The 14,865-nt window shown below is 69.8% G+C and carries 11 protein-coding genes; 7 read left to right on the top strand and 4 right to left on the bottom strand.

Going from position 1 to position 14,865, the window contains the following annotated elements:
* Positions 1-8 precede the first annotated feature (8 nt).
* The 3 genes from CSC66_RS13710 to accD form a co-directional block, all read right to left on the bottom strand.
* Positions 9-962 (bottom strand): isopenicillin N synthase family dioxygenase, encoded by a 954-nt coding sequence (locus tag CSC66_RS13710; protein ID WP_162377967.1) that lies wholly within the window; start codon positions 960-962, stop codon positions 9-11.
* A gap of 82 nt (positions 963-1,044) precedes the next feature.
* Positions 1,045-2,403: a phosphoglucosamine mutase gene (gene glmM, locus CSC66_RS13705; RefSeq protein ID WP_162377966.1), complete on the bottom strand. Its 1,359-nt coding sequence runs from the start codon at positions 2,401-2,403 to the stop codon at positions 1,045-1,047.
* On the bottom strand, positions 2,400-3,293 hold the full coding sequence (gene accD, locus CSC66_RS13700) for an acetyl-CoA carboxylase, carboxyltransferase subunit beta (protein ID WP_162377965.1): 894 nt from the start codon (positions 3,291-3,293) through the stop codon (positions 2,400-2,402). The genes glmM and accD overlap by 4 nt, the downstream gene beginning before the upstream one ends.
* A 147-nt stretch (positions 3,294-3,440) precedes the next feature.
* Here accD and CSC66_RS13695 point away from each other — a divergent pair, with 147 nt between their 5' ends.
* Positions 3,441-3,920, top strand: a complete 480-nt coding sequence (locus tag CSC66_RS13695) for a DUF4442 domain-containing protein (protein WP_162377964.1) — start codon at positions 3,441-3,443, stop codon at positions 3,918-3,920.
* On the opposite strand, the gene CSC66_RS13690 is transcribed toward CSC66_RS13695, so the two are convergent.
* Positions 3,896-5,284 carry a hypothetical protein gene (locus CSC66_RS13690; protein ID WP_162377963.1) on the bottom strand — a complete coding sequence of 463 codons (1,389 nt, stop codon included), beginning with the start codon at positions 5,282-5,284 and terminating at the stop codon, positions 3,896-3,898. The two genes, CSC66_RS13695 and CSC66_RS13690, sit on opposite strands and share 25 nt — an antisense overlap.
* Before the next feature lie 65 nt (positions 5,285-5,349).
* Here CSC66_RS13690 and CSC66_RS13685 point away from each other — a divergent pair, with 65 nt between their 5' ends.
* From CSC66_RS13685 to CSC66_RS13660, 6 genes are all read left to right on the top strand, one after another.
* The gene (locus CSC66_RS13685; protein WP_162377962.1) at positions 5,350-6,024 is read left to right on the top strand and encodes a DUF502 domain-containing protein; all 675 of its coding nucleotides are present in this window, start codon (positions 5,350-5,352) and stop codon (positions 6,022-6,024) included.
* 76 nt (positions 6,025-6,100) lie between these two features.
* Positions 6,101-6,871 carry a queuosine precursor transporter gene (locus tag CSC66_RS13680; RefSeq protein ID WP_162378036.1) on the top strand — a complete coding sequence of 257 codons (771 nt, stop codon included), beginning with the start codon at positions 6,101-6,103 and terminating at the stop codon, positions 6,869-6,871.
* 79 nt (positions 6,872-6,950) lie between these two features.
* Positions 6,951-8,819 carry a DUF885 domain-containing protein gene (locus CSC66_RS13675; protein WP_162377961.1) on the top strand — a complete coding sequence of 623 codons (1,869 nt, stop codon included), beginning with the start codon at positions 6,951-6,953 and terminating at the stop codon, positions 8,817-8,819.
* 40 nt (positions 8,820-8,859) lie between these two features.
* Positions 8,860-9,930 (top strand): serine hydrolase domain-containing protein, encoded by a 1,071-nt coding sequence (locus CSC66_RS13670; RefSeq protein ID WP_162377960.1) that lies wholly within the window; start codon positions 8,860-8,862, stop codon positions 9,928-9,930.
* Between the two features lie 126 nt (positions 9,931-10,056).
* On the top strand, positions 10,057-10,953 hold the full coding sequence (locus tag CSC66_RS13665) for an ABC transporter ATP-binding protein (protein WP_162377959.1): 897 nt from the start codon (positions 10,057-10,059) through the stop codon (positions 10,951-10,953).
* Position 10,954: 1 nt separating this feature from the next.
* A complete protein-coding gene (locus CSC66_RS13660; RefSeq protein ID WP_162377958.1) occupies positions 10,955-14,554 on the top strand; it encodes an ABC transporter permease/M1 family aminopeptidase in 3,600 nt (1,199 codons plus the stop codon).
* Positions 14,555-14,865 lie beyond the last annotated feature (311 nt).

Here is a 14,865-nt window from a genome sequence, read left to right as displayed (position 1 = left end):
GCCCGGCGCTACTTGAGCTTGATCTCGCGCAGCCGCTCCTCGAGGTAGCCCTGCGCGGTGATCGGCTCGGGGTAACGGCTCGGGTTGTCCGCGGTGACCGTGGACGGCAGCACGTCGATCACGAAGTCCGGGTTCGGGTGCAGGAAGAACGGCACCGAGTAGCGCGGCTTGCGCGCCTGTTCGGCCGGCGGGTTCACCACGCGATGGGTGGTCGACGGATACACGTGGTTGGTCAGGCGCTGCAGCATGTCGCCGATGTTGACCACGATGGTGTCGGCGTCGGCGGTGAACGGCACCCACTCGCCCTTGCGCGACAGCACTTCCAGGCCCGAAGCGCTGGCCCCGACCAGCAGCGTGATCAGGTTGATGTCCTCATGCGCGCCGGCGCGCACGTTGGGGATGTCCTCGGCGGTGATCGGCGGATAGTGGATCGGGCGCAGGATCGAGTTGCCCGAGTCGGTCTTGTCGGCGAACCAGTGCTCGGGCAGGCCGATGTGCAGGGCCAGCGCGGACAGCACGCGCGAACCGAGCTGGTCCAGCGCCCGGTACAGGCCATAGCCGTGCTCGCGGAAGCCCGCGACCTCTTCCGGCCACAGGTTCGGCGGCATCACCGCCCGGTACTTCGAATCGTCCGGGATCTCGCGGCCGATGTGCCAGAACTCCTTGAGGTCGAAGTGCCGGGCGCCCTTGGCGGTCTCCACGCCGAACGGGGTGTAGCCGCGCGCGCCGCCGCCACCGGGGACGTGGTACTTCATCTTCACCGCTTCGGGCAGCGCAAAGAAACGCTTGAACACATCGTAGGCCGCGTCGATGCCGGCCTGCGGGATGCCATGGTTGCGGATGCCGGCGAAGCCCCACTCGCGGTACGCGGCACCCAGCTCGGCGATGAAGGCCTCGCGGTCGGCGCTGCTGGCCGGCGCCGTGAAGCGGGTGATGTCGAGGGTGGGGATGCGTGCAGACATGGTGCGTGCTCCGGGTGATCGTCCGCGGCGATTCGACCACGCCGCGGTTCGGGTGTCCTTGATCCTGCGCAGGCGGCCGCGGTCAGGCCGCCGCGGCCTCGCGCACGGCGGCGGCCAGGCGGTCCAGGGTGTCCTGCATCAGCAGTGCGTCGTCGGCTTCCACCGTGACCCGCACCACCGGCTCGGTGCCGGACGGACGCAGGAACGCACGCCCCCTGCCCTGCACCGCCGCCTGCGCGCCCTCCAGCGCACCGCGAACGCCGTCGGCTTCCACGATGGCCTTGGCCGAGGCACCTTCCAGGCGCACGTTGATGGTCCTCTGCGGCACCGCGGACAGCCCGTCCAGTGCCTCGCGCAGGCTGCGGCCACTGCGCCGCAGCACGTCCAGCACCTGCAACGCGCTGACGATCGCATCGCCGGTGGTGGCCCGGTCCAGGCACAGCAGGTGGCCGGAGGCCTCGCCGCCGAGCACGCCATCGTTCTCGACCAGCGCCTGGTGGACATAGCGGTCGCCGACCCTGGCCCGCTGGAACGGGATGCCGGCCTGGGCCAGCGCCTTTTCCAGTCCGTAGTTCGTCATCAGCGTGCCGACCACCGGTCCGCGCAGGCGCCCGCTCGCCTGCCAGGCCCGCGCCAGTACGTACAGCAGGCCGTCGCCGTCGACCGGGTTGCCCAGGTCGTCGGCCATCAGCACCCGGTCGCCGTCGCCGTCGAACGCGATGCCCAGGTCGGCACCGGTCTCGCGCACCTTGGCGGCGAGGTTGTCGACATGCATCGAGCCGACGCCGGCGTTGATGTTGAGTCCGTCCGGCGACGCACCGATCGCGGTGACCTCGGCGCCCAGCTCGCGGAACAGCAGCGGAGCGATGTGGTACGTGGCGCCATGCGCGCAGTCGATAACGACCTTCAGCCCGCGCAGGTCGAAGCCGCGCGGCACCGACGCCTTGCAGAACTCGATGTAGCGGCCGACCGCGTCGCGCGCGCGCACCGCCTTGCCCAGTTGCTCCGAGCCGACGGTGGTGAACTGGCCGTCCAGCGCCGCCTCGATCGCCAGCTCGGTGGCGTCGTCCAGCTTCTCGCCCTCGGCCGAGAAGAACTTGATGCCGTTGTCGTAGTGCGGGTTGTGCGAGGCGCTGATGACGATGCCGGCGTCCGCGCCCAGGGTGCGGGTCAGGAATGCGACCGCCGGGGTCGGCATCGGCCCCAGCAGCTGCACGTCTACACCGGCGGCGACCAGGCCGGCCTCCAGCGCCGCCTCGAACATGTAGCCGGAAATGCGGGTGTCCTTGCCGATCACCACCGTGCGCCGGACCGGCTGGCCCGCAGCCAGCACGCGGCCCAGCGCGTTGCCCAGGCGCAGGACGAAGTCGGCGGAGATCACGCCCTCGCCGACCCGGCCGCGAATGCCGTCGGTACCGAAGTAGCGGCGCGCACTGCTCATGCCGCGTCCAGGGTGTCGCTGTCTTCCGGCTGCGGCTGGCGCATCATCATCGCCAGCAGCCCTGCCAGGCGGTCGCGCAGTTCGCGGCGATCGCAGATCTGGTCGATGGCGCCGTGCTCGAGCAGGAATTCCGAACGCTGGAAGCCCTCGGGAAGCTTCTCGCGCACGGTCTGCTCGATCACCCGCGGGCCGGCGAAGCCGATCAGCGCCTCGGGCTCGGCGATGTTCAGGTCGCCCAGCATCGCGAACGAGGCCGACACGCCGCCGGTGGTCGGATGGGTCAGCACCGAGATGTACGGCAGCCCGGCCGCGCGCAGCTTGCCCAGTGCGGCGGAGGTCTTGGCCATCTGCATCAGCGAGAACAGGCTCTCCTGCATGCGCGCTCCGCCACTGGCGGAGAAGTTCACGAACGGCGCCCCGATCTCCAGCGCCTTCTCCGCGGCCAGGGTGAACTTCTCGCCCACCACCGAGCCCATCGAGCCGCCCATGTAGGCGAAGTCGAACGAACTGGCCACCAGCGGCCGGCCCTTGAGCAGGCCGTGCATCGCCACCAGCGCGTCGTACTCGCCGGTGGCCTTCTGGGTGGACTTGATCCGCTCGGCGTAGCGCTTGGAATCCTTGAACTTGAGCACGTCGGTCGGCGCCAGGGTCGCGGCGATCTCGGTGGTGCTGCCCGGGTCGAACAGCGAGGCCAGGCGGGCGCGGGCCCGGATCGGCATGTGGAAGTCGCACTTCGGGCAGACCTCCAGGTTCTCCTCCAGCTCCGGCCGGTACAACACCGCGCCGCAGCGGTCGCACTTCTCCCACAAGCCTTCGGGCACGGAGCGCTTGCGGTTGGCGGCGTTGTCGGTGCGGATGCCGGAGGGCATCAATTTGCTGAGCCAGCTCATTCGAAAGGGTGTGTTCCGTTCAGGGGCCGTCGCCGGCCGGAAAAGGGCGACAGTCTAGCTCACGCGCCCCGCGCCGGTGCCTGCCGCGACCGCATCCGTACTGGCTCGTATGGTACGCTCGCACGCCCTCCGCCCCGTCGTCCCGTGATGAAGCCTTCGATCCTGCGCCACGGCATGAACCTGTGGCCGCCTTTCCTGTTCGCCGGCATCCACGTGGCGGCGATCTCGCCGGACTGGCGGCACGCGCGGGTCGAGCTGCGGATGCGCCCGTGGAACCGCAACTACGTGGGCACACACTTCGGCGGCAGCCTGTTCGCGATGACCGACCCGTTCTGGATGCTGCTGCTGATGCGGTTGCTGGGCCGGGAGTACTACGTCTGGGACCAGTCCGGCGCGATCGACTTCCTCAAGCCCGGCCGCGGCACGGTATCCGCCCGCTTCGACATCGACGACGCGGTCCTGGCGGAGATCCGCCAGGCCACGGCGGGCGGCGCCAAATACCTGCACTGGTTCGAGAACGAGGTCGTCGATGCCGGCGGCGAGGTCGTCGCCCGGGTACGCAAGCAGGTCTACGTGCGCCGCAAGCCGGACCGCCGACCCGCTCAGGGCGACACGCCAGCCGATTGAAGCCGACTGCCCGGCAGCGGCACCGACCAGGTGCCGTCGCGGCCGTGGGTTCCGGGCCGGGGCTTCTCGTACAGCGCCGTGCCGAGGGTGCCGGTCGCCAGGTCCAGCCGCAGCGGCCGCTCCGGGCTGCGCAGCGGTGCCGGCGCCCGCGCCAGCGCGGCCTCGTCGATCGGCCCGTCGAGCCCGCGCAGCCACAGCAGCGCCGCCGTGGTCCGCAGGCGCGCGCCGGCGTCCTGCAGGCGCACGCCGTAATCCGCATAGGCGGGCTGGGCGATGTCCGCGAGGATGCACCCGACCGGGTTGGAGGCGCAGCGCAGCGACCACAGCGAAGGCGGCGGCGTCTGGTCCGCCAGTGGCCGGTCCGCGGCGACCAGCGCGCGGGCCTGGTCGCCGCAGTACCAGGCGAAGGTCGGCGCCATCCGCGCGGCGGTGCGTTCGGGATCGAACAGCAGGCGCGTGCCCCAGGCGGGCACGTCGTGGCCGGACGCCTCCGCGGCGATCTGCCCGGTGACCTGGGTACGCATGCCGCCGATGGAAAAACGCCCCTCGCCCAGCATGACGCGACACACGCCCTGCTCCAGCGCCAGCGGGCGCGCCACGGCCTCGGAGCATTGCGCCGGCAGCGGATGCTGGCGTGGCAGTTCGGCCAGCATCTCGGCCAGCAAGGTCGCGTGGCCCTGGACCAGGGCCGCGCCGATCATGCTGGCGATCAGCGAATCGCCCGACTCGATCATGCGCCGGCCCAGCGCCACGCCGTCGCAGGTACCGGCAAGCGCTGCGTCCAGCTCGCCGCGGGCGAAGCGCCAGGCGTTGCGCGTGGGCAGGTGGGTGAGCGACTGGTAGGCCGGGATCGGCATGTCCAGGCGCGCCGCGAACGGGTTGCGGAAATAGTCGTACCCGGCCAGCGCCGAGGAGCGCTCGAGCTGGACCGCATGGCGTTCGATCAGGCCAGCGTAGGCCTCGGGCGCCGCGCGCACCCGCTCGATGCATCCCGGCTCGCGCAGCGCGCACCACGGCGGATCGCCCGCCTGCTGCGGGTCCAGCCTCGGCCAGTCGTCCAGCACGCTGCGCCAGCCCGGCGCATAGGCACCTTGCTCCATCGACAGCGGTGGGGAGGCGGCGAAACGCCTCACGTCTTCGGCCAGCACGCGCGCCTGGTCGGCCGGCGGGACGTCGTGGCCGACGCTGTAGAGCGCGGCGAAGCCGTCGCGCCCGTCCGGAAGCTGCGGCGGCGCATCGACCAGCGCCAGCGCCGCGGACTCGCCCCGGGTAGGACCCATCGCGCGCGAAAGCGCATACACCGCCAGCACGAACACGGCCAGGGCGACGACGCCCGCGGCCAGCCACTTCAGGATCCGGACCATGCTTCCCCCTTTCGGCGCTCCCCGCCGGCCCGCAGCATAACCGCCGCCGGCGCTACAATCGCGCCATGTCCCCCGACCCCCACGCGCCGCAGCGCGCCTCGCTGCAAGGGCTGTTCTTCACCGGCCTGCTGACCCTGCTGCCGATCTGGCTGACCTGGGTCGTGATCAAGTTCGTCTTCGTCATGCTGTCGAGCATCAGCGCGCCATGGGTGGTGCCGCTGTCGGAGAACATCGCCGATTCGTTCCCCGACTACATGGGCTGGGGCAAGGCGCTGTGGGTGCAGAACACCATCGCCATGGCCGCCACCGTGCTGGTGATCCTGGGCGTGGGCGTGCTGGCGCGACGCATGGTCGGCCAGCGCCTGCTGGTCTGGTTCGAGGCGGTCATGGCCCGGGTACCCCTGGCCAACCTGGTCTACACCAGCGTGCGCAAGCTGCTGGACATCCTGCAGACCAAGCCCGGCAGCACCCAGCGCGTGGTCCTGGTCGACTTCCCGCACCGGGAAATGAAGGCCATCGGCCTGGTCACCCGCGTGCTGAAGGAGGAAGGCACCGGCCGCGAACTGGCCGCGGTCTACGTGCCGACCACGCCCAACCCGACGTCCGGCTACCTGGAAGTAGTGCCGGTGGAACTGCTGACGCCGACCGACTGGACCGTCGACCAGGCCATGGGCTTCATCATCTCCGGCGGCGCGGTGGCCCCGGAAACCATGCCCTTCACCCGCGCAGGCGAGCGCTAGGGCGGGGCTCGCCCCGCTGCCCACGGCCATGACCACCGCACCCGCACCGGATGCCACGGCGGCCGCGCCCACCACCATGGCCGCGCGCCTGCTCGACGACCGCGCGGTCCGGCTGTACATCGCGCTGGCCGCGTTCTTCTGCGTCAATGCGGCGCTGGCCGAATTCATCGGGGTCAAGATCTTCGCCCTCGAGGACACCCTGGGGGTGGCGCCGCTGGAGTGGAACCTGTTCGGCCAGAGCGGGTCGCTGAATTTCACCGCCGGCACCCTGCTGTGGCCGGTGGTGTTCATCATGACCGACACCATCAACGAGTTCTTCGGCCGGCGCGGGGTGAGGTTCATCTCCTGGCTGGCGGTGGGGTTGATCGCCTACGGCTTCCTGTTCGCCTTCGCCGCGATCGAACTGGCGCCGGCCGGCTGGTGGCGCGGCGCGGCGCAGGCGCAGGGCGTGCCGGACTACCAGGCGGCATTCGCGGTGGTGTTCGGCCAGGGACTGTGGACCATCGCCGGTTCGATGGTCGCCTTCCTGCTGGGGCAGATGATCGACGTGGTGGTGTTCCACCGCATCCGCCGCGCCACCGGCGAGCGCTGGGTGTGGCTTCGCGCCACCGGCTCCACCGCGGTATCGCAGCTGGTCGACAGCTTCGTGGTGATCTGGATCGCGTTCGTGCTCGGGCCACAGAAATGGCCGACCTCGCTGTTCCTGGCGGTCAGCACGCTCAACTACGCATGGAAGATGCTGGCGGCCATCGCCCTGATCCCGCTGCTGTACCTGATGCGCCGCTGGATCACGCGCTACCTGGGCGTCGCGCGTGCGCGCGAACTGCGCGAGCAGGCCGCAAGCTGACGCTGCTGTGACCGGCCACGCTGGCCTGCGTCGGCTGGATGCGGCACTCTCGGTGTCTTCACGTCCACGGAAGTCACCCATGACCCGGTTCCCGCTGCGCTGGCTCGCCGCCTTGCCCCTCGCCTTCGTCCTGCTGGCTCCCGCGCCGGCCGATGCGGCGAAGAAGAAGAAGGCGGCGCGACCGGCAGCGGCGGCCAAGGCTTCGCCGGCGAAGAAGACCCAGACCAAGGCCGAGCAGCTGCAGCGTCTCTACGCCGAGTACTGGGACGCCTCGCTCGCGCTCAACCCGTTGCAGGCCACTTTCCAGGGCGACCCGCGCTGGAACGACCAGCTGCCCAACTACCTTTCGCCCGACTTCCGCAAGCAGAGCCACGACTTCACCGCACAGTGGCTGGCCAAGGTCGAGGCGGTCGGCGAGGAAGGCCTGGAAGGCCAGGACCTGCTCAGCTACCGGATCTTCGTGCGCAACGCACGCGACGCGCTGGAGGGCGAGCGCTTCCCCGGCTGGATGCAGCCGGTCAACCAGTTCAACAATCCGGCCACGCTGATGGCGATGCTCGGTTCGGGCACCAGCGCCCAGCCGTTCCAAACGGTCAAGGACTACGAGAACTGGCTCAAGCGCGCCGGCCAGGTGCCGGCCCTGTTCGAGCAGGCGATCGCCAACATGGAGCAGGGCATGGCCGCCGGGGTGGTCCAGCCCCGCCCGCTGATGGAGAAGGTGCTGCCGCAGCTGGATGCACTGATCAAGCCGACCGCGGAAGAGACCCTGTTCTGGAACCCGGTCCGGAACATGCCGGCCGGGTTCTCAGACGCCGATCGCCAGCGCCTGGCTGCCGAGTACAAGTGGACGATCGAGAACCGGCTGCTGCCGTCCTACCGTCGCCTGCGCGGATTCATCGCCACCCGGTACCTGCCGGCCACCCGCGCCAGCGCCGGCATGGCCGCCCTGCCCGACGGCGCGGCCTGGTACGCCTACAACGCCCGGCAGAGCACCACCACCGGCCTGGCGCCCGAGCAGATCCACCAGATCGGCCTGGACGAGGTCGCGCGGATCCACGGCCAGATCCGGCAGGTCATGAAGGAAGTGAAGTTCCGCGGCAACATGCAGAAGTTCTTCCGCTTCATGCAGCAGGATCCGCGCTTCCAGTTCGGGGACGAGGACGCGTTGCTGGCCTACTACCGCGGCCTGGAGTCGAAAGTGATGGCCAGGGTGCCGCAGCAGTTCTCGCTGCTGCCCAAGGCCGGCTTCGAGATCCGGCCGGTGGAACCCTACCGCGCGCAGTCGGCCGCCGGCGGCTCGTACATGCGGCCCAGCGAGGACGGCAGCCGTCCGGGCGTGTTCTACGTCAACACCTACGACCTGCCCTCGCGCAAGACCTGGGACGCCGAAGACCTGTTCCTGCACGAGGCCATCCCCGGCCACCACTTCCAGCTGGCGCTGCAGCAGGAACTGGCAGGCCTGCCCGCGTTCCGCCGCTTCGGTGGGGAGACCGCGTTCACCGAAGGCTGGGGCCTGTACGCCGAGTCGCTCGGCCGCGACCTGGGCCTCTACCAGGATCCGTACTCCTACTTCGGCTACCTGCAGAACGAGCTGTGGCGCGCGATCCGCCTGGTCGTCGATACGGGCCTGCACGCCAAGGGCTGGACCCGCGAACAGGTGATCAAGTACATGCTCGACAACTCGGCCACCAGCCAGGTCGAGGCGGTCGCCGAGACCGAGCGCTACATGGCCATCCCCGGGCAGGCGCTGGCGTACAAGATCGGTGAACTCAAGATCATGGAACTGCGGCGCAGGGCGCAGGCCGCGCTGGGTCCGCGTTTCGACGTGCGCGCCTTCCACGCCGAGGTGCTCAAGGACGGCTCGGTACCGCTGGACGTGCTGGAGGCCAAGCTCGATGCCTGGATCGCGAGCCAGCAGGGGGCGGCGGCGCCGGCCGCGGCAGGTTAACCTCGACGACGGCGCCGCTGGCGCGCTCCAGGGGGATTGCATGCATGGCTTCCTGCCGTTCCTGACCATCGCGGTGCTCGCAGGCACGCCCACGTCCGCGCCCGGCGCGCACGCCGGCGCGGCCGCGGCCGTCGATGCGCTGCTGCGCGAGTACGACGGCGACGTGCCCGGCGCATCGGTGCTGGTGCTGCACGACGGGCAGGCCGTGGTGCGCCGCGGCCATGGCCTGTCCGACCTGGAACAGGGCATCGAGGCCGGGCCGCGGACCAACTACCGCCTGGCATCGATCACCAAGCAGTTCACCGCGGCGGCGATCCTGCTGCTGGCCGAGGACGGCCTCCTGTCGATCGACGATCCGGTACGGCGCTGGTTGCCCGAACTGCCGGCGGCTACCGAGGCGGTGACCCTGCGCCAGCTGCTCAGCCACACCTCCGGCCTGGTCGACTACGAGGACCACATACCGGCTGGTTTCGAAGGCCAGTTGCACGACGCCGACGTGCTGTCGATCCTGGCCGGCCAGGATCGGACCTATTTTCCGCCCGGCAGCGGCTACCGCTACAGCAACAGCGGCTACGCCCTGCTGGCACTGGTGGTGGAACGCGCCTCCGGGATGGACTTCGCCCGCTTCCTCGGCGCGCGCATCTTCCGGCCGCTCGGCATGGCCGACACCGTCGCCCACCGCGAAGGCCAGGACACCGTCGCCCATCGCGCCTGGGGCTACAGCCGGATCGACGGGCGCTGGATCCGCACCGACCAGAGCCAGACCAGCGCCGTACTCGGCGACGGCGGCATCTACTCGTCGATCGACGACCTGGCCCGGTGGGACGCGGCGCTGTACGACGACCGCCTGCTGCGGCCCGACTCGCTGGCGCTGATGTTCGCGCCGGCCACGGCCACCGACGAGCCCGGCGTGCCGCACTACGGATTCGGCTGGCGGCTCGACGGCGACAGCAACTGGCACAGCGGCGAAAGCATCGGCTTCCGCAACGTGATCCTGCGCTGGCCGCGCGAGCGCCTGACCGTCATCGTCCTCACCAACCGCGACGACCCGGAGCCCTACGCGCTGGCGCAGGCCATCGCCCGCCTGTTCCGGCCGGGGCCAGCGCCGTGAGGCGGTTCCGCACCCTCCCGCCCCATCGCCGGCCGCCTTGCCGTTCCCAGGCCATGACTTTCCACCGATAGCCGACCCGTGCCGGACCCGGCAGGATCCGGCCGACATCAATGGAGGATGTACCGCATGCTCGAGATCCGCTCGCTGTCCAAGACCTACGCCAACGGCGTGCAGGCCCTCAAGGACGTCAACCTGGATATCCCGCGCGGCATGTTCGGCCTGCTCGGCCCCAACGGCGCCGGCAAATCCACGCTCATGCGGACCATCGCCACGCTGCAGGACGCCGACAGCGGCAGCATCTCGCTGGACGGGCTCGACGTGCTGAAGGACAAGACCGAAGCGCGGCGCCGGCTCGGCTACCTGCCCCAGGAATTCGGCGTGTACCCCAAGGTTTCCGCCGAAGCCATGCTCGACCACTTCGCCGTGCTCAAGGGCGTGACCGCGCGCAAGGAGCGCAAGGACCTGGTCCAGGCGCTGCTGCAGCAGGTGAACCTGTGGAACGTGCGCAAGCGCAAGCTGGGCACCTTCTCCGGCGGCATGCGCCAGCGCTTCGGCATCGCCCAGGCGCTGATCGGCCAGCCGTCGCTGATCATCGTCGACGAGCCCACCGCCGGCCTGGACCCGGAGGAGCGCAACCGCTTCCTCAACCTGCTGGCCGAGATCGGCGAGAACACCGTGGTGATCCTGTCCACCCACATCGTCGAGGACGTGACCGACCTGTGCCCGCGCATGGCGATCATCGCTTCCGGCCAGGTGCGGCTGGCCGGCGAGCCGCGCGAGGCGATCCGCTCGCTGGACGGGCGGATCTGGCGCAAGCGCGTGGACAAGGCCGAGCTGCCCGGCCTGGTGGAATCGCAGGCCGTGCTGTCCACGCGCCTGGTCGGGGGCCAGCCGGTGGTGCACGTGCTGGCCGATGCCGACCCGGGCGAAGGTTTCGCCGCGGTACCGGCCAACCTGGAGGACGTGTACTTCGGCGAGCTGCGCAAGGTCGCGCTGGCCGCCGCCCCGGCGCAGGGGGCCTGACATGTTGCGCCACCTGCTTTCCTTCGAGCGGCGCCTGCTGCTGCGCAACGGCGTGTTCTGGATCGTCATGCTGGTGTTCGGCCTGCTCGCCTTCGGCAGCATGGCCTCGGACAACGTCAGCTTCGGCGGCGGCGTCGGCAACATCCTGCGCAACGCGCCGGCGGTGGTGATCTCCCTGCTGGGCAGCTTCAGCGTGCTGTCGGTGCTGCTGACCACGATCTTCGTGGCCGGCATCGCCCTGCGCGATTTCGAGCAGCGCACCGCCGAGCTGTTCTTCGCAACTCCACTCCGCAAGCGCGACTACCTGCTCGGCCGCTTCGGCGGTGGCTTCATGGCCAGCCTGGCGATCATGCTGGCCACCGCGCTGGGCCTGTGGCTGGGCAGCCTGATGCCCTGGCTGGACCAGGCCCGGCTCGGACCGACGCCGTGGAGCGCCTACGCCTGGGCGTTCGCCGTCCTGGTGCTGCCGAACCTGCTGTTCCTGTCGGCGCTGCTGTTCCTGCTGGCCACGCTGACCCGCTCGATGCTCTACACCTACATCGGCGTGATCGCGTTCTTCGTGCTGTGGACAGTGGCCGGCTTCCTGACCCAGGACCTCGATTCGCGCTGGATCGGCGCGCTGCTCGATCCCTCGGGCACCACGGCGGTGGGTGAGCACATCCGCTACTGGTCCAGCGCCCAGTACAACCAGCAACTGCCGGCGCTCACCGGGCTGCTGCTGGGCAATCGCGCCCTCTGGCTGGGCGTGACCGCGCTGTTGCTGTGGGCCGCGTTCGGCCTGTTCCGCGCCGATCGCGAGGGCATCGTCATCCGTCGCCGGCGCAAGGCCAGCCCGGCCGATGCCGATGCCGCGCTGCCGGGTGTCGTGGCGGTGGGCACGTCGCTGGCGCTGCCGGCGGTGACGCTGCGCCAGGATGCGTCGGCACGCTGGACCCAGTACCGCCAGCTGGCCACCTTCGACCTGCGCGGCGCCCTGACCGGCGCGCCGTTCCTGGTGATGCTGGTGCTGGGCCTGCTGATGATCTTCTCGGTCCTCAAGTTCGGCGCGAGCATGTACGGCACCGAGCTGTATCCGGTGACCCGGCGGATGCTGTCGGCGATCGACGGTGGCATGAGCCTGTTCCTGGTCATCATCGTCACCTTCTACGCGGGCGAACTGGTCTGGCGCGAGCGCAGCCTGCGCGTGGCCGAGGCGACGGATGCGTACGCCCTGCCCGACTGGATCCCGCTGGCCTCGAAGATGACCGCGCTGGTCGGCCTGGTCGCCGCCTTCCTGTTCGCCGGCGCGCTGTTCACCGCCGGCTGGCAGGTGGCGCACGGCCACATGGCGCTGGAACCGCTGCTGTACCTCAAGGGCCTGGCCCTGGCGGTGATCCCGTTCGCGCTGATGGCGGCGCTGGCGGTCTTCCTGCAGGCGGTGAGCGGCAACAAGTTCATCGGATACCTGCTGATGATCGTGTACCTGGTCGTCCGCGCGACGATGGGCATGCTCGACCTGGACCACCTGCTCTACCGCTATACCGCGGCCACGCCGGCCCCGTACTCGGACATGAACGGCTACGGCCACTTCATCGGACCGCACCTGCTGCTGCGCGGCTACTGGGCCGCCTTCGCCGCCGCGCTGCTGGTAGTCGCCCTGCTGTTCTGGCCACGCGGCACGTCGCTCGGCCTGCGCGAACGCCTGCGCCAGGCGCGTGCCCGGCTGCGCGGCCCGGCGCTGGCGGCGCTGGCCGCGTCGCTGCTGCTGTTCGCGGGGCTGGGCGGCTGGATCTTCTACAACACCAACGTGCTCAACGACTACGTGCCCGGCGACCTGGCCGAGGAGCGCGCGGCGCAGTACGAGAAGGACTACCGCCAGTACAAGGACCTGCCGCAGCCACGGATCGCCTCGATCCGCGCCGACGTGGACATCTTCCCCGAAGAGCGCCGGGTCGACATCCGCGGCGCCTACCGGCTCGAGAACCGCAGCGGCGCACCGATCGCGGAACTGCATGTCGCGACCAACCCCGACATGGAGATGCGCAGGCTCGAGTTCGGGCCGCACACGGTGGTGAAGAAGGACGACGTCGCCGGCTACGCGATCTACCGGCTCGCCACGCCGCTGGCACCGGGCGCCTCGCTGGACTTCGAATTCGAATTGTCCAGCGTCCCGCACGGCTTTCCGATGAACGGCGGCGGTACTTCGGTGGTCTACAACGGCACGTTCTTCAACAACTACGCCGCCCTGCCGCAACTGGGCTACGACGAGCGCCGCCAGCTGCAGGACCGCAACGACCGGCGCAAGCACGACCTGCCGGTGCTGCCGCGGATGAACCCGATCGGCGACGCGGCCGCGCGCGGCTCCAACTACCTCACCACCACTGGCGACTGGGTCGACTTCGAGACCACCGTGTCCACCAGCAGCGGCCAGGTCGCACTGGCCCCAGGCTACCTGCAGCGCGAGTGGGAGCAGGACGGCCGCCGCTACTACCACTACAAGTCCGAGGCGCAGCTGCTGCCGTTCTTCTCCTGGCTGTCGGCGGACTGGCAGGTGGCGCGCGACCGCTGGAACGACGTGGCGATCGAGGTCTACCACCATCCCGCGCACGCCTGGAACGTGCCGAGGATGATCGACTCGACCAAGAAGTCGCTGGACTACTACACCCGGCACTTCTCGCCCTACCAGTTCCGCCAGTTCCGGATCCTGGAGTTCCCCGGTTACCAGCAGTTCGCCCAGGCCTTCGCCGGCACGATTCCGTACTCCGAATCGATCGGCTTCATCGCCGACCTGCGCGACCGGGAGGACATCGACTACGTGTTCTACGTCACCGCGCACGAGGCCGCGCACCAGTGGTGGGCGCACCAGGTCATCGGCGCCAACGTGCAGGGCGCGACCATGCTGTCCGAATCGCTGGCCCAGTATTCGGCGCTGATGGTGATGGAGGAGGAGTACGGTCCGCGGCAGATGCGGCGGTTCCTCAAGTACGAACTGGACCGCTACCTGATGAGCCGGGCGACCGAACGGGTCGAGGAACTGCCGCTGGCGCTCAACGAGAACCAGCAGTACATCCACTACCAGAAGGGCTCAGTGGTGTTCTACGCCCTGCGCGACGCCATCGGCGAGGAGCAGCTCAACGCGGTGCTGTCGGAATTCGTGCGGCAGTGGGGATTCAAGGGGCCGCCCTACCCGACCACCCGCGACTTCCTCGACCTGCTCTACGCCCGAACAGCGCCGGAGCACCACCCGTTCATCCGCGACCTGTTCGAGCGGATCGTGTTCTGGAACCACCGCGCCACGCGCGCCGACGTACGCAGGCGCGAGGACGGCAAGTACGTGGTCGCGCTGGAAGTGCACGCGGAGAAGGTGTCCACCGACGGCAGGGGCAAGGAGACCGACGAGCCGGTCGACGTGATGGTGGACATCGGCGTGTTCGCGCGGCCCGAGGGCGGCAAGGAATCGGACGAGAAGGTCCTGTACCTGCAGAAGCACCGAATCACCCAGGCCGAGACCACCCTGGAGCTGGTGGTCGACGAGCTGCCCTTCGAGGCCGGCATCGACCCCTACAACAAGCTCATCGACCGCAACTCCGGCGACAACCGCAAGAAGGCCGTGCTCCAGTAGGAGCCGGCCTTGCTGCTGGCGGTAGCCGCACGCTCCGCCAGCGGGGCAGAAAGCAACAGCGCTGGTGCAGTTGCTTCGGGCTGGGCCGCGGCAGCCAGTGGGTCTCGCGGTCGGCACGGCGGCACATCCATGTGCCGACGCGCCGACGCGGACATCCCTGTCCGCTGCCGCGAGACCCACTGCCCGCCGCGTCCTGTCGCGACGACCCGGTCGCAGCTCCGCTCTTAGTCGCTGCCTGCAATGCCTGCTGGCCGGGCAATCGAGCCGATGCCCGGACAGGTGCCAACGCGTAACGATCCGAGCTTGCCAGG

Source organism: Pseudoxanthomonas kaohsiungensis, from assembly GCF_010211765.1.
GTDB classification, from domain to species: Bacteria; Pseudomonadota; Gammaproteobacteria; order Xanthomonadales; family Xanthomonadaceae; genus Pseudoxanthomonas; species Pseudoxanthomonas kaohsiungensis.
The sequence above is the reverse complement of the archived record's forward strand: the minus strand, read 5'-3'. Positions and strand labels throughout refer to the sequence as shown.